Source organism: Microbispora sp. NPDC046973, assembly GCF_040644495.1.
Classification (GTDB): Bacteria; Actinomycetota; Actinomycetes; order Streptosporangiales; family Streptosporangiaceae; genus Microbispora.
The window spans coordinates 184595-205935 of record NZ_JBEYWQ010000010.1; the positions used below are offsets into that span (position 1 = coordinate 184595).

At 72.7% G+C, this 21341-nt stretch carries 18 protein-coding genes; 13 read left to right on the forward strand and 5 right to left on the reverse strand.

Annotated elements, in window-relative coordinates:
- Window positions 1-39 precede the first annotated feature (39 nt).
- A complete protein-coding gene (locus tag ABZ860_RS20585; protein WP_357222342.1) occupies window positions 40-1437 on the forward strand; it encodes a trehalose-6-phosphate synthase in 1398 nt (465 codons plus the stop codon).
- On the opposite strand, the gene ABZ860_RS20590 is transcribed toward ABZ860_RS20585, so the two are convergent.
- Window positions 1427-1744, reverse strand: coding sequence for a DUF4235 domain-containing protein (locus tag ABZ860_RS20590; protein WP_357222344.1), 318 nt, complete (start codon window positions 1742-1744; stop codon window positions 1427-1429). The genes ABZ860_RS20585 and ABZ860_RS20590 overlap by 11 nt on opposite strands.
- A 69-nt stretch (window positions 1745-1813) precedes the next feature.
- Between ABZ860_RS20590 and valS the strand changes: the two genes are divergently transcribed.
- The 6 genes from valS to ABZ860_RS20620 all read left to right on the forward strand — a co-directional run bounded on the left by valS (window position 1814) and on the right by ABZ860_RS20620 (window position 8448).
- Complete coding sequence (gene valS, locus ABZ860_RS20595) at window positions 1814-4342, forward strand: valine--tRNA ligase (RefSeq protein ID WP_357222346.1); 2529 nt, start codon at window positions 1814-1816, stop codon at window positions 4340-4342.
- A gap of 264 nt (window positions 4343-4606) precedes the next feature.
- The gene (locus ABZ860_RS20600; RefSeq protein WP_357222348.1) at window positions 4607-5827 is read left to right on the forward strand and encodes an AI-2E family transporter; all 1221 of its coding nucleotides are present in this window, start codon (window positions 4607-4609) and stop codon (window positions 5825-5827) included.
- Window positions 5828-6027: 200 nt separating this feature from the next.
- Window positions 6028-6465, forward strand: a complete 438-nt coding sequence (gene dut / locus ABZ860_RS20605) for a dUTP diphosphatase (protein WP_357222350.1) — start codon at window positions 6028-6030, stop codon at window positions 6463-6465.
- Window positions 6466-6513: 48 nt separating this feature from the next.
- Window positions 6514-7194, forward strand: coding sequence for a DUF3710 domain-containing protein (locus ABZ860_RS20610; protein WP_357222352.1), 681 nt, complete (start codon window positions 6514-6516; stop codon window positions 7192-7194).
- A gap of 176 nt (window positions 7195-7370) precedes the next feature.
- Entirely contained in the window at window positions 7371-7763 is a 393-nt protein-coding gene (locus tag ABZ860_RS20615; RefSeq protein ID WP_182901398.1) for an OB-fold nucleic acid binding domain-containing protein, read from the forward strand.
- A 16-nt stretch (window positions 7764-7779) separates the two neighbouring features.
- Window positions 7780-8448 carry a DUF3159 domain-containing protein gene (locus tag ABZ860_RS20620; RefSeq protein WP_357222355.1) on the forward strand — a complete coding sequence of 223 codons (669 nt, stop codon included), beginning with the start codon at window positions 7780-7782 and terminating at the stop codon, window positions 8446-8448.
- A gap of 60 nt (window positions 8449-8508) precedes the next feature.
- Here the strand turns inward: ABZ860_RS20620 and ABZ860_RS20625 are convergent, their stop codons facing one another.
- Together ABZ860_RS20625 and ABZ860_RS20630 are read right to left on the reverse strand one after the other, a co-directional pair.
- The gene (locus ABZ860_RS20625; RefSeq protein ID WP_079319352.1) at window positions 8509-9177 is read right to left on the reverse strand and encodes a TrkA family potassium uptake protein; all 669 of its coding nucleotides are present in this window, start codon (window positions 9175-9177) and stop codon (window positions 8509-8511) included.
- Window positions 9177-9845 (reverse strand): TrkA family potassium uptake protein, encoded by a 669-nt coding sequence (locus ABZ860_RS20630; RefSeq protein ID WP_357222357.1) that lies wholly within the window; start codon window positions 9843-9845, stop codon window positions 9177-9179. The genes ABZ860_RS20625 and ABZ860_RS20630 overlap by 1 nt, the downstream gene beginning before the upstream one ends.
- A gap of 106 nt (window positions 9846-9951) precedes the next feature.
- On the opposite strand from ABZ860_RS20630, the gene ABZ860_RS20635 reads away from it, so the two are divergent.
- Together ABZ860_RS20635 and ABZ860_RS20640 are read left to right on the forward strand one after the other, a co-directional pair.
- Complete coding sequence (locus ABZ860_RS20635) at window positions 9952-11994, forward strand: APC family permease (RefSeq protein WP_357222359.1); 2043 nt, start codon at window positions 9952-9954, stop codon at window positions 11992-11994.
- Window positions 11991-13259: a class I SAM-dependent RNA methyltransferase gene (locus ABZ860_RS20640; protein WP_357222360.1), complete on the forward strand. Its 1269-nt coding sequence runs from the start codon at window positions 11991-11993 to the stop codon at window positions 13257-13259. The genes ABZ860_RS20635 and ABZ860_RS20640 overlap by 4 nt, the downstream gene beginning before the upstream one ends.
- A 13-nt stretch (window positions 13260-13272) precedes the next feature.
- Here the strand turns inward: ABZ860_RS20640 and ABZ860_RS20645 are convergent, their stop codons facing one another.
- Window positions 13273-13839 (reverse strand): TetR/AcrR family transcriptional regulator, encoded by a 567-nt coding sequence (locus ABZ860_RS20645; RefSeq protein ID WP_357222362.1) that lies wholly within the window; start codon window positions 13837-13839, stop codon window positions 13273-13275.
- Window positions 13840-13961: 122 nt separating this feature from the next.
- Here ABZ860_RS20645 and ABZ860_RS20650 point away from each other — a divergent pair, with 122 nt between their 5' ends.
- The gene (locus tag ABZ860_RS20650) at window positions 13962-14921 is read left to right on the forward strand and encodes an NADP-dependent oxidoreductase (RefSeq protein WP_357222468.1); all 960 of its coding nucleotides are present in this window, start codon (window positions 13962-13964) and stop codon (window positions 14919-14921) included.
- Between the two features lie 39 nt (window positions 14922-14960).
- Here the strand turns inward: ABZ860_RS20650 and ABZ860_RS20655 are convergent, their stop codons facing one another.
- On the reverse strand, window positions 14961-16094 hold the full coding sequence (locus ABZ860_RS20655; protein ID WP_357222364.1) for a hypothetical protein: 1134 nt from the start codon (window positions 16092-16094) through the stop codon (window positions 14961-14963).
- A 92-nt stretch (window positions 16095-16186) separates the two neighbouring features.
- Here ABZ860_RS20655 and ABZ860_RS20660 point away from each other — a divergent pair, with 92 nt between their 5' ends.
- The 3 genes from ABZ860_RS20660 (at window position 16187) to ABZ860_RS20670 (ending at window position 21297) form a co-directional block, all read left to right on the forward strand.
- Window positions 16187-17104 (forward strand): LLM class F420-dependent oxidoreductase, encoded by a 918-nt coding sequence (locus ABZ860_RS20660; protein WP_357222366.1) that lies wholly within the window; start codon window positions 16187-16189, stop codon window positions 17102-17104.
- 66 nt (window positions 17105-17170) lie between these two features.
- Complete coding sequence (locus ABZ860_RS20665; RefSeq protein ID WP_357222368.1) at window positions 17171-18814, forward strand: 3' terminal RNA ribose 2'-O-methyltransferase Hen1; 1644 nt, start codon at window positions 17171-17173, stop codon at window positions 18812-18814.
- The gene (locus ABZ860_RS20670) at window positions 18811-21297 is read left to right on the forward strand and encodes a polynucleotide kinase-phosphatase (RefSeq protein ID WP_357222369.1); all 2487 of its coding nucleotides are present in this window, start codon (window positions 18811-18813) and stop codon (window positions 21295-21297) included. Before ABZ860_RS20665 ends, ABZ860_RS20670 begins: the two co-directional genes overlap by 4 nt.
- Window positions 21298-21341: the final 44 nt, after the last annotated feature.

Consider the following 21341-nt stretch of genomic DNA (forward strand, 5'->3'; position numbering starts at 1 on the left):
TCCGTATGGTGGTCACAGGCGACCACCTGGAGGAGATGCATGCGTGGCACCAGCTCATTTCTGATCGTCGCGAACCGGCTGCCGGTCGATCGCGTGGGCGAGAACGAGTGGCGGCGCAGCCCGGGCGGGCTCGTGACCGCCATCGCGCCCGTCATGCAACGCCGTGACGGGGCCTGGCTCGGCTGGACCGGGGCGGCGGGAGAGGAGCTGAAGCCCTTCGACCACGACGGGATGCACCTGATCCCCATCCCGCTGTCCCAGCTCGAGGTCGAGCTGTACTACGAAGGCTTCTCCAACGCCACCCTGTGGCCGCTCTACCACGACGTGGTCGCCACCCCCGTCTACTCGCGCGTGCTCTGGGACGCCTACCGGGCCGTCAACGACAGGTTCGCCCGCGCCGCGGCGGACGCCGCCGCGCCCGGCGCGGTCGTGTGGGTGCAGGACTACCAGCTCCAGCTCGTGCCCGCGATGCTGCGCAAGCTGCGGCCCGACCTGAAGATCGGATTCTTCCTGCACATCCCGTTCCCGCCCGGCGAGCTGTTCTACCAGCTGCCCTGGCGCAACGAGATCCTCGAAGGGCTGCTCGGGGCCGATCTCGTGGGCTTCCAGCGGCCGGGCGGCGCCGCCAACTTCCTGCGCCTGTGCCGCCGCCTGCTCGGCGTGCAATACCTCCGCAACGAGATCCAGCTCGAGGACCGGACGGTCCGGGCCGAGTCGTTCCCGATCTCGGTCGACTTCGGCGAGCTGGACCAGCTCGTCCGCGAGCCGCGCGTCCAGCAGCGGGCCAAGGAGATCCGCGCCGAGCTGGGCGATCCCGAGCACGTTCTGCTCGGCGTCGACCGGCTCGACTACACCAAGGGCATCGGCCAGCGGCTCAAGGCGTTCGGCGAGCTGCTCGAGGACGGCGCGATCAAGCCGGACGAGGCGGTCTTCGTGCAGGTCGCCACGCCCACCCGCGAGCGGGTCGCCGAGTACATCCGGCTGCGCAACGACATCGAGCTGAGGGTGGGCCGCATCAACGGCGAGCACGGCGTGCTCGGCCGCATGCCGATCTCCTACCTCCACCAGTCGTACAACAAGGAGGAGCTGGCGGCGCTCTACTGCGCGGCCGACGTCATGGTCGTCACGCCGCTGCGCGACGGCATGAACCTCGTCGCCAAGGAGTACGTCGCCTGCCGCCACGATCTGCGCGGGGCGCTCGTGCTGAGCGAGTTCGCCGGGGCGGCCGACGAACTGCGCCAGGCCTACATGGTCAACCCGTACGACATCGACGGCATGAAGCGGACGATGCTGGCGGCGATGCGGGCGACCCCGCACGAGCTGGCGCGCCGGATGCGATCGCTCAGGCGCAGGGTCGCCACCTACGACGTGGACAGGTGGGCCAGCGACTTCCTCACGGCCCTGGAGTCCGGGGAGCCGGCCGCCCCTACGGAGTGAGGTCCCGGGCGGCGTCCTTCCAGGAGCGCCACTTCCTCGCCGCCGACCGCGTGACGACGATCCGCGTGATCTCCATGCCCAGGCCCATGACCACGGCGTACGCGATCGCCTCGCCGAGTCCGATGTCGGGGGAGTCGGCGCTCGCCGGCGGCTTCTTGCCGGTCGCCTTCTCCCACGCGAACGACAGCACCTTGCGCGAGCAGAAGCCGACCGCCAGGCCGAGCAGGCCGCCGACGATCCGCCACTGCATGTCGGGCTTGTCCGTCGCGCCGAGTTCGCGCTTGGCCTCCCGAGCCATGTCCGCCATGATTCCTCCTCGATAACGACCTTAGTGTCTCCCCGCGGGGTGACGGTCCACGCCATACCATGTGGTGGCATGACCGAACAGCGACTCCCCGCAGCCATGCCCGAGAAACCAACACTCGACGGCTTGGAGGCGGTATGGGTAGCGCGCTGGGAGGCCGAGGGCACCTACCGGTTCGACCGATCCCGGGGCAGGGACGAGGTCTACTCCATCGACACCCCGCCGCCCACCGTGTCCGGGTCCCTTCACGTAGGGCACGTCTTCTCCTACACGCACACGGACACGATCGCCCGCTACCAGCGGATGCGGGGGCGCGAGGTCTTCTACCCGATGGGGTGGGACGATAACGGCCTGCCCACCGAGCGCCGCGTGCAGAACCACTTCGGCGTGCGCTGCGACCCCTCCATGCCGTACGACCCGGGCTTCACGCCGCCCGAGAAGCCGGACGCCAAGCGGCAGGTGCCGATCTCGCGCCGCAACTTCATCGAGCTGTGCGAGCGGCTGACCGCCGAGGACGAGAAGGCGTTCGAGGAGCTGTGGCGCCGCCTCGGCCTGTCGGTGGACTGGTCGATGACCTACGCGACCATCGACGCCGACGCCCGGGCGGCGTCCCAGCGCGCGTTCCTGCGCAACCTCGCCCGCGGCGAGGCGTACGTCGCCGAGGCCCCGACCCTGTGGGACGTGACGTTCCGCACCGCCGTGGCCCAGGCGGAGCTGGAGGACCGGGAGTGGCCCGGCGCCTTCCACCGCATCGGGTTCGAGCGGGCCGCGGGCGACCCCGTTTGGATCGAGACGACCCGTCCCGAGCTGATCCCGGCCTGTGTGGCGCTGGTCGCCCACCCCGACGACGAGCGCTACCGCCCGTTGTTCGGCACCACCGTCCGCACCCCGGTCTTCGGGGTCGAGGTGCCGGTCGTGGCCCACCACCTCGCCGAGCCCGACAAGGGCTCGGGCATCGCGATGATCTGCACGTTCGGCGACGTCACCGACGTCACCTGGTGGCGCGAGCTCGACCTGCCCACCCGGCCGGTGATCGGCTGGGACGGCCGCCTGCTCGCCGAGCCGCCGCAGGGCGTGCCGGCAGAGCCGTACGCCGAGCTGGCGGGCAAGACCGTGCACAGCGCGCGTGAGCGGATCGTGGAGATGCTGCGCGAGTCCGGCCATCTGGACGGCGAGCCGCGCAAGATCCAGCGGCCGGTGAAGTTCTACGAGAAGGGCGACCGGCCCCTCGAGATCGTCACCACCCGGCAGTGGTACATCCGCAACGGCGGCAGGGACGCGAAGCTGCGCGCCGAGCTGCTGGAGCGCGGCCGGGAGCTGGAATGGCACCCGCCGCACATGCGGGTCAGGTACGACAACTGGGTGGAGGGCCTGGCCGGCGACTGGCTGATCTCCCGCCAGCGGTTCTTCGGCGTGCCGATCCCGGTCTGGTATCCGCTCGACGCCGAGGGCGAGCCGATCTACGAGGCGCCGATCGTCCCGCCGGAGTCGGCGCTGCCGGTGGACCCGTCCAGCGACGTCCCGCCCGGCTTCTCCGAGGACCAGCGGGGCAAGCCGCTGGGCTTCACCGCCGACCCCGACGTCATGGACACCTGGGCGACCTCCTCGCTGAGCCCGCAGATCGCCGCCGGGTGGGAGCGCGACGACGACCTGTTCCGGCGCGTGTTCCCGATGGACCTGCGGCCGCAGGCCCACGAGATCATCCGCACCTGGCTGTTCTCCACGATCGTGCGGTCGCACCTGGAGCACGGCGGGCTGCCCTGGCGGCACGCGGCGATCTCCGGGTGGATCCTCGACCCCGACCGCAAGAAGATGTCGAAGTCCAAGGGCAACGTGGTCACGCCCATGGGCCTGCTGGAGGAGTACGGCTCCGACGCGGTCCGCTACTGGGCGGCGAACGGACGTCCCGGCACCGACACGGCCTTCGACACCGGGCAGATCAAGATCGGCCGCCGGCTGGCCATCAAGATCCTCAACGCGTCGAAGTTCGTGCTCGGCTTCCGGTCCGAGGGCGGCGGCGAGGTCACCGAGCCGGTCGACCTGTCCATGCTGGCCGCGCTGGGCGCGGTCGTCGCCGAGGCCACCGAGGCGTTCGAGTCGTACGACTACACCAGGGCACTGGAACGGACCGAACGCTTCTTCTGGTCGTTCTGCGACGACTACGTGGAGCTGGTCAAGGCCCGCGCGTACGACGGGGACGCCTCGGCCGTCGCGGCCCTGCGGAGGGCGCTCGGCGTGCTGCTGCGGCTGTTCGCGCCGTTCCTGCCGTTCGTGACCGAGGAGGTCTGGTCGTGGTGGCGGGAGGGCTCGGTGCACCGGGTGCCATGGCCGTCCCCGGACGAGCTGCCCGAGGCGGGGCAGGGCGATCCCGCGGTGCTGGACGCCGTGGCGGAGGTGCTGCGCCGAGTGCGGCGGGCGAAGTCCGAGGCGCGGCTGTCCATGCGCGCCGAGGTCGCCCGGCTGACCGTGTCGGGGAACCAGGCGCACCTCGTGCGGCCGGCCCAGGACGACCTGTGCGCGGCCGGCAACGTCGAGGAGTTCGTCCTCGAACCCGGTGACGGCCCGCTCGACGCGGTCGCCGAGCTGAATCGCGTCCCGTGAGCCACCGCCGGCCACCGCCGTACCCGCGTGGTGACGGCGGTGGCCGGCGACGTCACGGGCGTTTCGGGGCGTTTCCCGCATTCCGGCGCGGCCATGGTTCGGCCGCCAGGGGGCTGTAGGCGGGGTCCGGTGGCGGGGCGTGGTGAGACGACCACCACACGCGGGTAAAACGACTGCGCATCCCGCCCGCCGACATGCCAGGCTGGATCCGTGATCCCGTCTAACCGCAGTACCTCGGAGAGGGTCCCGCCGACGCTGGCCACGATGGCCGCGTGGAGCTGGCGGCTGTTGCTGCTCGGCGGGATGATCTACGTCCTGTGGCTGATCATCGAAAGGATCAGCTTCGTCGTCATGCCGGTGGTGGTCGCGCTGCTGCTCGCGGCCCTGCTTCACCCGCTGACCCGGCGGCTGCGCTCGGCAGGGCTCCGGCCGATCTACGCGACGTGGATCACGATGCTGCTCGGCCTCGCGCTGATCGTCGGCATCGGGTTCTTGATCGGCGTGCGGGCGAACGAGGAGTTCCCCCGGCTGGTCCTGCAGATCCAGGTGACCGTGCGCAACGTCCAGGACTGGCTGTTGCACGGCCCCCTCCACCTGAAGGAGGCGCAGATCGCCGACTTCGTGGACCAGCTCAGCGGCCAGGTGACCCAATATCGCAGTCAGATCACCAGCACGCTGCTGAGCGGCGCCACCGCGGTCGTCGAGGTGCTCACCTCCATCGTGCTGATCCTCTTCGTGACCTTCTTCCTGCTGAAGGACGGCGACCGGATCTGGAGCTGGTTCCTGCGCGCCTTCGGCAGCGCCGGGACGCGCGTCGACGGCGCGGGCCGCGCCGCCTGGGCGACGATCTCGCACTACGTGCACGGCACGGTGGCGGTGGCCGCCATCCACGGGCTCGTGATCGGAGTGGTGCTCGCGGGGATGCAGGTGCCGCTGTGGGCGCCGCTCGCGGTGCTGGTCTTCCTGGCCAGCTTCATCCCGATCGTCGGCATCCTGTTCGCGGGCACCATCGCGACGCTGGTGACCTTCGGCTCCCGGGGCTGGTTCCTGGCGTTGATCTTCGTGGGCATCCTCGTGGTCGAGCAGCAGTTGGAGAACCACGTGCTCCAGCCGCTCATCGTGGGCAGGGCCCTGGAGTTCCACCCTCTGGCGATCATCCTCGTCCTCGCGGTGGGCGGCGTGCTCGGCGGCATCGCGGGCGCCGTGGTGGCCGTGCCGCTCACGGCGGTCATCTACCGCGCACTGCCCGAGCTGCGCCGCGGCCGGCCCGCCATCGAGCCGCCGGCCGAAGGCGGTCCCCCCGGCGCCGAGGAGGCCGGAGCCGAAGACGTGCCCCCGCATCCGGAGCCCGGCGTCGCGGAGCCCGCGCCCCAGCCGGTCTCCCTGGGGCCCGGCGAGCAGGGGGGGAAGGGCACGCAGGAGCCGGAGACGGCACGCCCGTCCTCCGGGGCCGGAGAGGCGGTGTCCCCCCAGCGCAACGGGTAGGGTCTTGCCTCGTGAGCGAGCGAAGCGAGCGAACCAGGGAACACAGCGCGATTCGCGAGTGCGACCCCGAGCCGCCAGGCGAGGGGGTGGCATGAGCGAGCGTAGCGAGCGAACCAGGGAACACAGCGCGATTCGCGAGTGCGACCCCGAGCCGCCAGGCGAGGGAGTGGCATGAGCGAGCGAAGCGCCGAGGCCGCCCGATGAGCGTCGAGATCCTGATCCACCGGCTTGACCCGGACCTTCCGCTCCCGTCGTACGCCCATCCGGGCGACGCCGGGGCCGACCTGTACGCGGCGGAGGACGTGGAGCTGCTGCCCGGCGAGCGGGCGGTCGTGCGGACCGGCGTCGCCATCGCGTTGCCGGACGGGTACGCCGCCTTCGTCCATCCGCGTTCGGGCCTGGCGGCCCGGCACGGTGTCACGCTGGTCAACGCGCCCGGCACGATCGACGCCGGCTATCGGGGCGAGATCAGGGTGACGATGATCAACACCGACGCCAAGGAGCCGGTGCGGCTCCGGCGCGGCGACCGCATCGCCCAGCTCGTCGTCCAGCGGGTGGAACGGGCGACGTTCTACGAGGTCGACCGGTTGCCCGGCTCCGTACGGGGCACGAACGGATTCGGCTCGACGGGGAGCTGACACCGCGGGGCCCGGGAAGCGGGCCACGAAGCGAGGAGAGTGAGACAAGTGTTGCGACGCCGGCGACGCGCGGAGGAGGAGACCGCATCGACCGTCGTGCGGGAGGAGAGCCCCGCCCCGGCGCGGACGACGGGCCCCTGGGACGCCGATGACGACTACCCGGAGGCCGAGCGCGTGGACCTGGGAGGCCTGCGCCTGCCCGTCGGTCCCGGATTCGAGATCCAGCTCAGCATGGCGGGCGACCAGGTCGACGGTGTGATCGTCCTGGTCGAGGAGAGCGCCCTGCAGGTGAACGCCTTCGCCGCGCCCAGGCGCAACGGGATCTGGGACGAGGTGCGCGCCGAACTCGCCCGTGAGGTGGTGGCCGCCGGCGGCTCGGCTGAGGACCGGAACGGCCCGTTCGGCCCGGAGCTTGCGGCCGAGGTGCCCGCGCAGGGCCAGGCGCAGGGACGGCAGCCGGTGCGCTACGTCGGCGTCGACGGGCCGCGCTGGTTCCTCCGCGCCGTGATCAGCGGCAGGGCGGCGGTCGACCCGGAGGCGGCGCGGGTCCTGGAGGACGTCGTGCGCGGCATCGTCGTCGTGCGCGGCGACGAGCCGATGCCGCCCAGGGAGGCGATCCAGCTCCGCCTGCCCGCCGAGGCCCGGCAGGCCATGGAGGAGCAGGAGGGATCCCGCCGGGAGGAGTTCCGGCCCTTCGAGCGCGGTCCGGAGATCAGCGAGATCCGCTGACGTCCGTCGGGGGTGCGCCGATTGACCGAATCGGGGGGCAAGCCCTGCCCTGACCGTCCTTCTGGCCCGTGGGCGCCTCACGTATGCTGCGGTGGGAAACGACCGGCTTAGGCTGGAGCCAGGACGACGAATCCCCCCGAAGGGGATCGCGAACGAGGAAGCTGGGTGAGTGACCGATGGGCACGCCGGAGCCTGCCAGACGCGGCGGACTGCGGGGCTTCTTCCGAAGGCTGGCCACCAGCCAGGCCGAGCTCGAGGCCGCCGAGCTCCAGGAGGACCTGGAGCAGCAGGGGGCCACTCCCATCGCGCGGTGCGGTGAGCGCCAGCGGACGTGCGTGGCGGGCACGCTGCGCACCGTGACCCTCCGGCCGCGCGGCGGCGCGCCCGCCCTCGAGGCGGAGCTGTACGACGGGTCGGACGTGATCGACCTGGTCTGGCTCGGCCGGCGGAAGATCGCCGGCATCGAGCCGGGCCGGGTGGTGCGGGCCGAAGGGCTGGTCAGCGTCCAGGACGGCCGCAAGGTCATGTTCAACCCCCGCTACGAGCTACGCCCGGCCGGTGGCCCTTGATCTCTCAGGAGACCGTATGAGCACAGCGGACATGACGGCGCCCGCGGCGCACGCCACCGTCGAGGCGGCGGTTCGCGCCCAGATGAGCAAGGCGCTGGGCGGCAGGCGCGGGATCGTCGAGGCGGCCGTGCCCACACTCGCCTTCACCGGCACGTGGATGGGCACCAACGAGCTGAAGACCTCGCTGATCGTCGGCATCGCCTCGGCGGTGGTGCTCCTGCTGGTGCGGCTCGCGCAGCGCACGACGCCGCAGTTCGTGCTCAACAGCCTCGTCGGCATCGGGATCGGCGCGTTCTTCGCGGCCCGCACCGGCGACGCCAAGGACGTGTTCCTGCCGGGGATCCTCTACAACGCGGCCTACGCCGCCGGCATGCTGCTGTCGATCGTGGTCCGCTGGCCGATCGTGGGCTTCCTGATCGGCTCGGTGACCGGCGACCCGACGGCCTGGCACAACGATTCCGCGCTGGTCCGGCTGTGCTCGCGGCTCACGTGGCTGCTCATGCTGCCCTGCCTGCTGCGGGTGGTGGTCCAGCTGCCGCTGTACTGGGCGGACCACGTGACCGCCCTCGGCGTGGCCAAGATCGCCCTCGGCTGGCCGCTGCAGGTCGCGGGGCTGGCCGCGATGGTGTGGGTGCTCGCCCGGGGCCGCACTCCGATCGAGCCGCCGGCGCAGCCGTCCGTCTGACGATCAGGCAGAGACGACTCAGGCCCCGGGCACGTGCCCGGGGCCTGAGTCGTGTGCGGGTCAGGGACGTTCGTGGGCCGACAGCAGTTCGGTGAGCTCGTGCTCGACCTCCTGGCTGGCCACGAACAGCAGCTCGTCGCCGGCCTCCAGCGGGTCGTCGGCCGAGGGGACCAGCACCCGGCCCTCGCGCAGGATCGCCACGAGGGCGGCGTCCACCGGCCACGGCACCGAGCCCGCCCGCTGGCCGACCACCGGGGCGTCCTCGGCCAGCGTGAGCTCCACCAGGTTGGCCTGGCCCTGCCGGAAGGTCATCAGGCGCACCAGGTCGCCGACGCTGACCGCCTCCTCGACCAGGGCCGACAGCAGGCGCGGGGTGGAGACGGCGACGTCCACGCCCCACGACTCGTTGAACAGCCACTCGTTCTTGGGGTGGTTGACCCGGGCGACCACCCGCGGCACGCCGTACTCGGTCTTGGCGAGCAGCGAGACCACGAGGTTGACCTTGTCGTCGCCGGAGGCGGCGATCACGACCTGGCAGCTGTTCAGACCGGCCTCGTCCAGCGAGGAGATCTCGCAGGCGTCGGCGAGCAGCCATTCGGCCCGCGGCACGCTGTCGATCTTGATGGCGCGGGGGTCGATGTCGATGAGCAGGACCTCGTGGCCGTTCTCCAGGAGCTCCGCCGCGATGGAGCGGCCGACGGCTCCGGCGCCGGCGATGGTGACGCGCATCAGTGCTCCTCGTCGGACGGCGGGGCGGACAGCACCTTGTTGATGCGGTCCATGTCGTTCTCGGCGGCGACCAGGTGGAGGAGGTCGCCCTCCTGGAGCACGGTCGCGTCCTTCGGCACGAGCGCCTCGCCCATGCGGTTGACGAAGGCCACGCGCGCGCCGGTGACGTCCTCGATCACCCTGGCCCGGGTGCCGATCCAGCCCTGGTGGAAGGCCACCTCGGCGAGGACGACCGTGCCGGTCGGGTCCCGCCAGAGGGGCTCGGCGCCCTCGGGCAGCACCCGGCGCAGGATCTGGTCGGCGGTCCAGCGGACCGTCGCCACCGTGGGGATGCCGAGCCGCTGGTAGACCTCGGCCCGGCGGGGGTCGTAGATGCGGGCGACCACGTTGTCCACGCCGAACATCTCCCGCGCGACGCGAGCGGAGATGATGTTGGAGTTGTCCCCGCTGCTCACGGCGACGAAGGCGGCGGCCGAGGCGATGCCGGCCTCTTCGAGCACGTCGCGGTCGAAGCCGATGCCGGTGACCCTGCGACCCCGGAAGCCGGCCCGCAGCCGCCGGAAGGCCTGCGGGTCGCGGTCGATCATGGCCACCGAGTGCCCGTTGTCCTCAAGGATGTGCGCCAGGGTCGACCCGACCCGTCCGCATCCCATGATCACGATATGCATGCTCCCCCGCCGTGGGTTGTGGCGGTCTCCTAATGCAGACAGTATGTCGCCACTGCCGCACACCGCATGACCCGGGCACGGCGCCGGGGGACTAGGCTCAACAGACGTGTCGAAGGTGCCAGATCTTGTCAAGCGGCTCCTCGTGGGGCGGGCGCTGCGGAGCACCGCGCTCCACCATCAGTTGCTGCCCAAGCGCGTGGCGCTGCCGGTCTTCGCCAGTGACGCGCTGTCGTCGGTCGCGTACGCGCCGCAGGAGATTCTGGTCATCCTGTCGATCGGCGGGGTCGCCCTCTACAGCGTCAGCCCGTGGGTCGCGGCGGGGGTCGTCCTCGTCATGCTCACGGTGGTCGCCTCCTACCGGCAGAACGTGCACGCCTATCCCAGCGGCGGCGGCGACTACGAGGTGGCGACGACGAACCTGGGACCGACCGCGGGACTGACCGTCGCGAGCGCCCTGCTCGTCGACTACGTGCTGACCGTGGCGGTGTCGGTCGCCAACGGCGCCGACTACGTGGGCGCGACGATCCCCTTCGTCGCCGAACACCGCCCTCTGGTGTCGATAGCCATCGTCGTACTCCTGACGATCACGAACCTGCGCGGCATCAGGGAATCGGGTGTCGCGTTCGCCGTTCCCACCTACGCCTTCATGATCGCGGTCATCGGCATGGTCGCGTGGGGTCTGTTCCGGCTGATCGTGCTCGGCGACGACCTGCGCGCTCCCAGCGCCGACTACCGCATCATCGGGCAGCAGGCCAACCTCGCGGGATTCGCGATGGCGTTCCTGGTGCTGCGCGCCTTCTCGTCGGGATGCGCCGCGCTGACCGGCGTCGAGGCGATCAGCAACGGCGTGCCGGCCTTCCGCAAGCCCAAGAGCAAGAACGCCGCGACGACGCTGCTGATGATGGGCCTCATCGCGGTCACGATGTTCAGCGGGATCATCTTCCTCGGCCTCAAGTCGGGCGTGAAGCTGACCGACCCGGCGGTCGTGGCCACGAACATCATCATCGACGGGCACCCGGCCGGGCCCGGCTACTACCAGCAGCCGATCATCGCGCAGGTCGCCTCGGCCGTCTTCGGCCACGGCTCGTTCCTGTTCGTCGTGATCGCCGCGGTGACCGCGCTCATTCTGTTCCTGGCCGCCAACACCGCGTTCAACGGTTTCCCGGTGCTCGGCTCGATCCTCGCCCAGGACCGTTACCTGCCGCGTCAGCTCCACACCCGGGGCGACCGCCTCGCGTTCAGCAACGGCATCGTCATCCTCGCGGCCGGGGCCTGCCTGCTGATCTGGGCGTTCGACGCGGACGTGAGCAAGCTGCTCAACCTCTACATCGTCGGCGTGTTCGTCTCCTTCACCCTCAGCCAGATCGGCATGGTCCGGCACTGGACCCGTCACCTGAGGACCGAGACCGACGCGAGGGCGCGCTTCCACATGATGCGCTCGCGGGTGATCAACGGCTTCGGCGCGGTCATGACCGGGCTCGTGCTCGTCGTCGTGCTCGCCACCAAGTTCACGCACGGCGCGTACATCGTCTGCATCGCGATGCCGGTGCTCTTCCTCATGATGAAGGGCATCAGGCGGCACTACGACCGGGTCGCCGAGGAGCTCGCCGCGCCCGAGGGGCACGAGGTCGACGAGTCGCTGCTGCCCGCCCGCAACCACGCGATCGTGCTCGTCTCGAAGATCCACAAGCCGACGCTCCGCGCGCTCGCGTACGCCAGGGCGACCCGCCCGTCGAGCCTGGAGGCCGTGACCGTCAGCGTGGACGCCGACGAGGCCAACAGGCTCAGGGAGGAGTGGGACCGGCGCGGCATCGAGGTGCCGCTGAAGATCCTCGACTCGCCCTACCGGGAGATCACCGGCCCGGTGCTCGACTACGTGAAGTCGCTGCGGCGGCGCTCGCCGCGCGACGTCGTGACGGTCTACATCCCCGAGTACGTGGTCGGCCGCTGGTGGGAGCACCTCCTGCACAACCAGAGCGCGCTGCGGCTCAAGGGGCGGTTGCTGTTCAAGCCCGGGGTCATGGTCACGAGCGTGCCGTTCCAGCTCGCCTCCTCCGACCGCCTCAAGGGCCGCAGGGAGCCGTCCGCTCCCGGCGCCTCCCGCCGTTCCTACCAGCCCCCTTCGAAGGACACGCAGGTCAAGGCATGACCGACACGAAAGAGGCCGACATGGGCGGCGTACGGCTCGAACTGACGGTGGACGCCGTCGCCAACGGCGGCTGGTGCGTGGCCAGGCACGAGGGCCGGGTGGTCTTCGTCCGGCACGCGCTGCCCGGCGAGCGGGTGGTCGCCGAGGTGACCGAGGAGACCGCCCGGTTCCTGCGGGCCGACGCGGTCGAGATCCTGGAGCCCTCACCCGACCGGGTCACGCCGCCCTGTCCGTTCGCCGGTCCCGGCCGCTGCGGCGGCTGCGACTGGCAGCACGCGTCGCTGGAGGCGCAGCGCCGGCTGAAGGCCGACGTGGTCGCCGAGCAGTTCCGGCGCCTGGCGGGCCTCGACCTCAAGGTCGTGGTCGAGGAGGTGCCGGGGGCGGAGGACGGCCTCGGATGGCGCACCCGCGTGCGGTTCGCCGTGGAGCGGGACGGCACGGCAGGGCTGCGGCGCCACCGCTCGCACGAGATCGAGCACGTCACCGAGTGCCTCATCGCGCACCCCGCCGTCGAGGAGGTCGGCGCGGAACGCCTCGCCTGGCCGGGGGCGGCCTCGGTCGAGGTGGTGGCCGCCTCCGGCGGCGACCGCGCCGTGATCGTCGAACCCGTTCCGCACCGACGGGCGGCCGTTCCGGATGTGGACGCCGCGGTCCTGCTCGACGAGGGCAGGCGGGGCACGCGTGCGCTGCGTGGCCGGGCCTCGCTCACCGAGCGGGTGGGCGAGCGGGACTTCCGGGTCACCGCGAGCGGGTTCTGGCAGGTCCATCCAGGCGCGGCGGCCACGCTGCTCGGTGCGGTGCTCGACCTCGGCCGGCCCGAGCCGGGGGAGTGGGCGCTCGACCTCTACTGCGGTGCCGGCCTGTTCGCCGCCGGGCTCGCCGAGGCCGTCGGCCCCGAGGGCGCCGTGCTCGGCATCGAGTCCGAGCCGCAGGCGGCGCAGGACGCCCGCTTCAACCTGCGTGACCTGCCGCAGGCGCAGGTCGAGCGGGGCAGGGTCGAGGAGGCGCTCGACCGGCTGCGAATCGAAAGGGCCGACCTGGTGGTGGCCGACCCGCCCCGCGCCGGTCTCGGCCGTCCTGTGGTCGAGCGCGTCGCCGGTCTGGAGGCCTCGCGCGTGGTGTACGTCTCGTGCGACCCGGCCACGCTGGCCAGGGACGTCGCCTGGTTCGCCGGGCACGGCTACCGGCTGGAGGACCTGCGGGCCTTCGACCAGTATCCGATGACCCACCACGTGGAGTGCGTCGCGCTGCTCGTCAGGGGCTGATCCCGGCGCCGCCTCACGGCTGGGGGCGGGCCATGCCGGCGACGAGGAGGCCCGCCAGCCTCCGGACCCCCGCGGCCGCGCTCTCGGGCGAACCGGCGCGGAAGGCGGCGATGGCCATCAGGCCGATCCGCACGTCCTCGGCCGACAGCTCGGGACGGACGCCGCCCGCGCTCCGGGCGCGCTCGACGAGCTGCTCGAGCCCTCGGACCTGTGCGCGGCGCTGCCCGGCGAAGGCTGCGCCCGCGGGGTGGGAACCGAGCAGCGCCGCGTTCAACCCGCGGTGATGCACCTGGTGTTCGGCGAACCGGTGGACGGTTCCGCGCAGCGCGCGCCAGGGGTCGGGGTCGTCCAGGGCGGCACGCATCTGCGCGCGGCACACCGCCACCTGCTCGGCGAGCACGGCGCCGACGAGGTCCTGTCGCGACGGGAAGTGCCGATAGACAGTCGCGACGCCCAGACCGGCACGCCGGGCGATCTCGTGCACGGGCAGGTCGAGCCCGTCCGCGGCGAACGCGGCTCGGGCGACCGCCACGATGTGCCGCCGGTTGTGCTCCACGTCCGCCCGCGGTTTCCGAGTCAATGTCGTCCGCGCCCCTCTCACTTCCGGCGATCCGAGACGGCCGCTCCCGTCCGTCCGCCTACCGTGGTCCACGGCCAATCGGCAACAGCCGGATTGGTGATTATGTTCCGGGTCAGGTGGAAATGTTCGCAGTGCTGTTCGACCGGTTCGGTCCCCCCGAGGTCCTCACCGTCAGAGGATTCCCCGAACCGCACGCGGGTCCCGGCGAGGTGCGCATCGCCGTCAAGGCCGCCGGGGTCGCACCGGTCGACCTCGCGTTGCGCGCCGGCACGGCGCCGTCGAGCGACCGGCTTCCCCTGCCGCACATCCCCGGCGTCGACGCCGCAGGAGTGATCGACGAGGTCGGCGCGGACGTCACCGGGTTCGCCGCCGGGGACGAGGTCTTCGGCGCCGTCGACGTCTCGCGGCTGGGCGGCGCCGCCGCCGAGTTCGCCGTGCTGGCGTTCTGGGCCGCCAAACCGCCCTCGATGTCGTGGGAGGAGGCCGGGGCCGCCGGCACGAGCGTCGAGACCGCCACCCGGGCGCTCGACAGGCTCGGCGTACGCGCGGGAACGACGCTCCTGGTCGACGGCGCCTCCGGCGGCGTCGGCGGCGTCGCCGTCCAACTGGCGATCGCCCGCGGTGCCCGTGTGATCGGCACGGGCCGCCCGGACAGCCACGCCTTCATCGCCGGGCTCGGCGCGGTCCCGGTCGCCTACGGGCCAGGGCTCGCCGAGCGCGTCCGCGCCCTCGCGCCCGCAGGGATCGATCTCGCGCTGGACGTCGCCGGCGCCGGCTCGCTTCGCGAACTCGTCACGATCACCGGTGCGCCGGCATCGGTCCTCACCATCGCGGACTTCACCGGCCCCCAGTTCGGGGTCGCCATCTCGCGCGGTGAGCTCGGCGGCGAGCCGGACGGGCGGCACGGTCTCGCCCTCGCGGCCGCACTGTCGGCGGAGGGGCGCTTCCGCGTTCCCGTGCGGGCGGTGTTCCCCATGGACCGGGCGGCCGAGGCACACGCGGCCGCGGCGAGAGGGCCCCGGCGGGGCAAGGTCGTCCTCGCGGCTCCTCCCGCTCACGGCGAGCACGACCAGGAGGCGTGATCGCTGAGCCCGCCGCGGGTGGAGTTGGACTCGCTTTCGTCACCAGGGGCGGACGGGAGGGGCGCCGGGCGTGACCTCGGGACGGGCGACGCCCGCGTCGGGGCGCGACGGCCGGGCCAGGATCCGTACGACGTCGTCGGCCGGCCTGGCGCCCCGCAGGGACAGCCAGCCCAGGCCGTTGCGGGCGCGGAACGCCGCCAGCCGCCCGGCCTCGCCGGGACCGAGGTCGCCGGTGCCGGCGAGCACCGGCGCGAGACCCATCCGCCGCCACGCCCGGTCGGGCGGCACGTCCAGCGCCGCGGCGATCTGGAGGCGTGCCGCCCGCGCGGCGACGGCCAGGTCGTGGAGGTTCGACACGCCGGAGGCGATCGGCACGAGCAGGCCGACGGACTCGATCTCCGCGCCCTCCTCGCGGGCCGCCCGCAGCATCTCCTGGTCGGCGGGCTCCAGGCCGCGCCGGGAGGCGGGGAGCGTGAACGTGACCCGCAGCGGGCGGCCGCGCGCCCGCGCCTCGCGCTGCAACCGGGCGACGGCGGCGGCGCGGCGGCGGACGGCGGCGGGCCCGGCCGACCCCCCGGCCTCGAAGTCGACGCCGGGAGGGTCGAGCGCGGTCACGACGTGGCGGTAGGCCGCGAGCAGCCGGGCCGGGTTCGTGCAGGTGACCGCCAGCTCCTGCCCGTACGGCCCGCCGAACGCCGGCCACACCTCGCCGCCGTCGGCCCGCAGCCGTTCGATCCGCGCGGCGACGGAGTCCCCGCCCCGCGGTCGCGCCCCCGCCCAGTGGGGAGCGCAGCCGCCCGGGCCGGCGACGACGTGACCGATGGCGAACGCGCGGACGCCCGCCCGCAGCAGTTCGGGGTGCGGCTCTCCGGCGGCGTCGAGAAATCCCCGGTAATGAACCGCGGGTTCGTCCGCGGATTCGTCCCCGGGGGCAGCGGCGGCGGGCGGGGGCGGCGAGGCGACCGTCTGCCGGGCGGCGACCAGCGTCTCCGGCACCGGTGAGGCCGGGGCAGGGGTGGTCGTGGCGCCGGGCCTGGTGTCCCAGCCGCCGGGCGGGGCGGCGGGCAGCACCCACAGCGCCGCGCCGGTGCCCGCGACGAGCGCGGCCGACGCCAGGAGGACGAGGGAGCGCGGGGGGCGGCCCGCTTCGCGGGAATGACGTGCGGAGTCCACGCTCACCACCCTGAGTTGCGATGCGACCACGTTGCGCACAGGCGGCTCGCACTCTAGCAAGCCGCGGACGCGGGGGCGGGGATAATGGACGGATGAAATTGAGGATCTTCACCGAACCCCAGCAGGGGGCGAGCTACGACGATCTGCTCAGGGTTGCGCAGGCGGCCGAGCGGCTCGGGTTCGACGCGTTCTTCCGGTCCGACCACTATCTGCGGATGGGCGACGGCGACCCCGCGCCTGGCCCGACCGACGCGTGGATCACCCTGGCCGGTCTCGCGCGGGAGACCTCGCGCATCCGGCTGGGCACGCTGGTGAGCGCCGCGACGTTCCGGTTGCCCGGCCCGCTGGCGATCAGCGTCGCCCAGGTCGACCAGATGAGCGGTGGCCGTGTGGAGCTCGGTCTCGGCACCGGCTGGTTCGAGGAGGAGCACACGGCGTACGGGATCCCGTTCCCCTCCCTGGGCGAGCGGTTCGAGCGCTTCGAGGAGCAGCTCGAGATCGTGACCGGGTTGTGGGCGGCGGCCAAGCCGTTCTCCTTCGAGGGCGCGCACTACCGGCTGGCCGACTCCCCGGGGCTGCCCAAGCCGGCGCAGCGGCCGCGGCCGCCCGTCATCATCGGCGGCGGGGGCGCCAAGCGGACGCCGCGGCTGGTCGCGCGGTTCGCCGACGAGTACAACGTGCCGTTCCACCTTCCCGAGGACACCGCCGCGGCCTTCGACCGCGTCAGGCAGGCGTGCGACGCCGCGGGCCGGGAGACCGTCCTGCTGTCGGCGGCGCAGGTCGTCTGCGCCGGGCGGGACGAGGCGGAGATCGCCCGGCGGGCCGCCCGCATCGGCCGGCAGGTCGACGAGCTGCGCGTCAACGGGCTGGCGGGCACGCCGCAGGAGATCGTGGACAAGATCGGCCGGTTCGCCGAGATGGGCGCCGAACGGCTCTACCTGCAGGTCCTCGACCTGGACGACCTGGAGCACCTGGAGCTGATCGCGGCCGACGTGCTCCCGCACGTGTAAGGAAGCGCTGCCGCACGTTCGAAAAGCCATAGCCGGTCGAAGGGGGCATCCGGCACACTTTGCCGGGTGCTCCTCACGATCTCGACGACTCTGCGGCCCGCCACGGACCTCGGCTTCCTCCTGCACAAGCACCCCGACCGGGTGCAGGAGTTCGAGCAGTCGTTCGGCACCGCGCGGGTCTTCTACCCCGAGGCGGGCGAGGACCGGTGCACCGCGGCGCTGCTGCTGGAGGTCGACCCGGTGCGGCTGGCCCGTTCACGGGGCTCGTCCTCGCCCGACTTCTCCCTCGGGCAGTACGTCAACGACCGGCCGTACGCCGCGTCCTCGCTGCTGGCGTCCGCGCTCGCCGACGTGTTCCGTACAGCGCGGGCCGGGCGGTGCGCCTCCCGGCAGGATCTCGCGGACGGGCCGATCCCGCTGGAGATCGGCCTGCCCGCGCTGCCGTGCCGGGGAGGGGCCGATCTCGCCCACCGGCTGTTCGGGCCGCTGGGCTGGGAGGTCGGCGCCGAGGCCGTGCCGCTGGACCCCGGCTTCCCCGAGTGGGGCGAGTCCCGGTACGTACGGCTCGCGCTGCGCGGGAACGTGCGTCTGGCCGACGCGCTCAACCACCTGTACGTCCTGCTCCCGGTGCTGGACGACGCCAAGCACTACTGGCTGGCGGGCGACGAGGTCGACAAGCTCGTCCGTGCGGGAGAGGGCTGGCTGGCCGCCCATCCCGACAAGGGGCTGATCACCCGCCGCTATCTCGGCCGGCGGTGGGCGCTCACCCGCACCGCCTTCGCCCGTCTCGCCGAGCTCGGCGACGACGTGGAGGAGAGCCTTGACCCGCCGGTGGAGGAGGAGCCGGGCGCCGACGACGCCGCCTCCGCAGCCTCCGCCGCATTGGCCGATGGAGCCGGGCAGGCGGAGCCCGGCATCGCCGAGCCCGCCGCTGCCGGATCCGCCGGTGCCGAGCCCGAGATCACCGAGCCCGAGATCACCGAGCCCGGCATCGCCGAGCCCGGCCACGCGCCCGACGCCGCCCCGCGCGGGGACGGCGAGGCGGTCCCCGGCGACGGACCCGGCGACGGGCCTCCCGCCGCGGCGGGTGAGGAGCGGGTGCCGCTGAACACGCTGCGCCGGGAGGCCGTCGTGGCGGTGCTGGAGGAGGCCGGCGCCCGCACCGTGCTCGACCTCGGCTGCGGCTCCGGGCAGCTGCTGTCGGCGCTGCTGGCCAAGCCGGCCTTCGCCAAGGTGGCCGGCATGGACGTGTCGGCCCGCGCACTCGCGCTGGCCAAGCGCCGCCTGCGCACCGAGCGCATGCCCGACGCCAAGCGGGCCAGGCTGGAGCTGTTCCAGGGCTCGCTGACCTACACCGACGCGCGCCTGGCCGGCTACGACGCCGCGGTGCTGATGGAGGTCGTCGAGCACGTGGACCCACCGCGTCTGCCCGCGCTCGAACGCGTGGTCTTCGGCACGGCACGGCCCGCACACGTGGTCGTCACCACGCCCAACGTGGAGCACAACGTCAGGTACGAGCTGCTCGCGGGGGCGCGCCGCCACCCCGACCACCGGTTCGAGTGGAGCCGGGCGGAGTTCGCCCGGTGGGTGGCGGGCGTCTGCGAGACGTACGGCTACGCGGCCGATCTGCGGCCGGTCGGCGAGGACGACCCCGAGGTGGGCCCGCCCACCCAGATGGCGGTCTTCAGCAGGAGGGAGGAGCGGCCGTGACCGAGATCAGCGTGCCGGAGCTGTCGCTGGTGGTGCTCGTCGGCATCTCCGGGAGCGGCAAGTCGACGTTCGCGGCCCGGCACTTCGCGCCCACGCAGGTCGTCTCGTCCGACTTCTGCCGGGGCCTGGTCTCCGACGACGAGAACGACCAGACGGCCACGCCCGAGGCCTTTGAGCTGCTCCACCACATCGTGGGCATCCGCCTGAGGCGGGGCCTGCTCACGGTGGTCGACGCGACCAACGTGCAGTGGGAGGCCCGCAAGAAGCTCATCGAGCTGGCCAGATCGCACGACGTGCTCGCCGACGCGATCGTGCTCGACGTGCCGGAGGAGGTGGCCCGCGACCGCAACGCGTCCCGCCCCGACCGGGCCTTCGGCCCCCATGTGATCGCGCGGCAGCGCAAGGAACTGCGCCGGTCGCTCGGCAAGATCGCCAAGGACGGCTTCCGCCGGGTCCACGTGCTGCGCGGCGACGAGATCGACGACGTGACCATCGCGTACGAGAGGGCGTGGACCGACAAGACCCACCTCACCGGGCCGTTCGACGTCATCGGCGACGTGCACGGCTGCCGGGCCGAGCTGGAGTCCCTGCTGGTGAAGCTCGGCTGGGAGGTCGGGCCGGACGGCGCCGTCCACCCCGAGGGGCGTACGGCGGTCTTCGTCGGCGACCTGGTCGACCGCGGCCCGGACACACCGGGCGTGCTGCGGCTGGTCATGAGCATGGTGGAAGCCGGGACCGCGCTGTGCGTGTGCGGCAACCACGAGCAGAAGCTGGTGCGGGCACTCGACGGCCGCAAGGTGCGGGTCGCCCACGGCCTGGAGCGATCGCTGGAGCAGCTCGCCGGCGAGCCGGAGGAGTTCCGCGCGGCGGCCAGGACGTTCATGGACGGTCTCATCAGCCACTACCGTCTCGACGGCGGCAGGCTGGTGGTCGCGCACGCCGGGCTCAAGGAGGCCTACCACGGGCGGGCCTCCGGGCGGGTGCGGGCGTTCGCCCTGTACGGCGACACGACCGGGGAGACCGACGAGTACGGCCTGCCGGTGCGCTACCCCTGGGCGAACGACTACCGGGGGCGTGCCATGGTCGTCTACGGGCACACCCCGGTGCCCGAGCCGGAGTGGGTCAACAACACCATCTGCCTCGACACCGGCGTGGTCTTCGGCGGGCGGCTGACCGCCCTGCGCTACCCCGAGCGCGAGCTCGTCTCCGTCCCGGCCGAGAAGGTCTGGTACGAGCCGGTCCGGCCGCTGGCCGCGGCCACGCCCGCCCGCGACCCCGGCGTGCTGGACATCGGCGACGTGGACGGCACCCGCTTCGTGGAGACGCGGTTCGGCGGCCGGATCAGGATCGCGGAGGAGAACTCCCGCGCCGCGCTGGAGATCATGAGCCGGTTCGCCGTGGACCCGCGCTGGCTGGTCTACCTCCCGCCGACCATGGCACCGCCGGAGACCTCCGCGCTGGAGGGCTACCTGGAGCACCCGGCCGAGGCGTTCGACGAGTTCGCCCGGGCGGGGGTGACCCGGGTGGTGTGCGAGGAGAAGCACATGGGCTCGCGGGCGATCGCCGTGCTGGCGCGGACGCCGGAGGCCGCGGCCCGCCGTTTCGGCGTCGCCGACGGCGCGGCGGGCAGCGTCTACACCCGCACCGGGCGGCCCTTCTTCGACGAGCACATGCCGGAACTGGTGGATCGGCTGCGCGAGGCGGCGGCGCCGCTGTGGGAGGCGCTGGAGACCGATTGGGTGGTGCTCGACTGCGAGCTGCTGCCGTGGTCGGCCAAGGCGGAGGGGCTGATCCGCGACCAGTACGCCTCGGTGGGTGCGGCCGCCCGGGTGGCGCTGCCCGAGGCGGTCGCGGCGCTGGAGATGGCGGCGGGACGTGGCCTGGATGTAGGCGCTCTGCTCGACCGCACCCGCCGCCGTGCCCACAACGCTGCCCGGTTCCGCGACGCCTATGCCCGTTACTGCTGGCCGGTCTCGGGCCTCGACGGCGTACGCCTCGCGCCGTTCCAGGTCCTCGCCTGCGAGGGCAGGGCGACGGCGGTGGAGGAGCCGCACGAGTGGCATCTGAAGACGCTCGGCCTGATGGACTCGCCGCTCGTCACGCCGACCCGCCACGTCTTCGTCTCCCTCGACTCGCCGGAGGAGCGGGAGGCGGCGGTCGCGTGGTGGACGGCGCTGACCGAGGCCGGGGGCGAGGGCATGGTGGTCAAACCGGCCGAGCACCAGGAGGGACGGGTGCAGCCGGGCGTGAAGGTGCGAGGCCGCGAGTACCTGCGGATCATCTACGGCCCCGACTACACCGAGTCGCTCGACGTGCTGCGGCGCAGGTTCACCGGCAGGAAGCGGTCGCTGGCGCTGCGGGAGCACGCGCTCGGCCTGGAGGCGCTGACGCGCCTGGCCGAGGGCGAGCCGCTGTGGCGGATCCACGAGGCGGTCTTCGCCGTCCTCGCACTGGAGTCCGAGCCGGTCGATCCCCGTCTATGAGACGCCGCCTGTGAGACCGGACGGCCCCCGGGCACGGCCTCCCG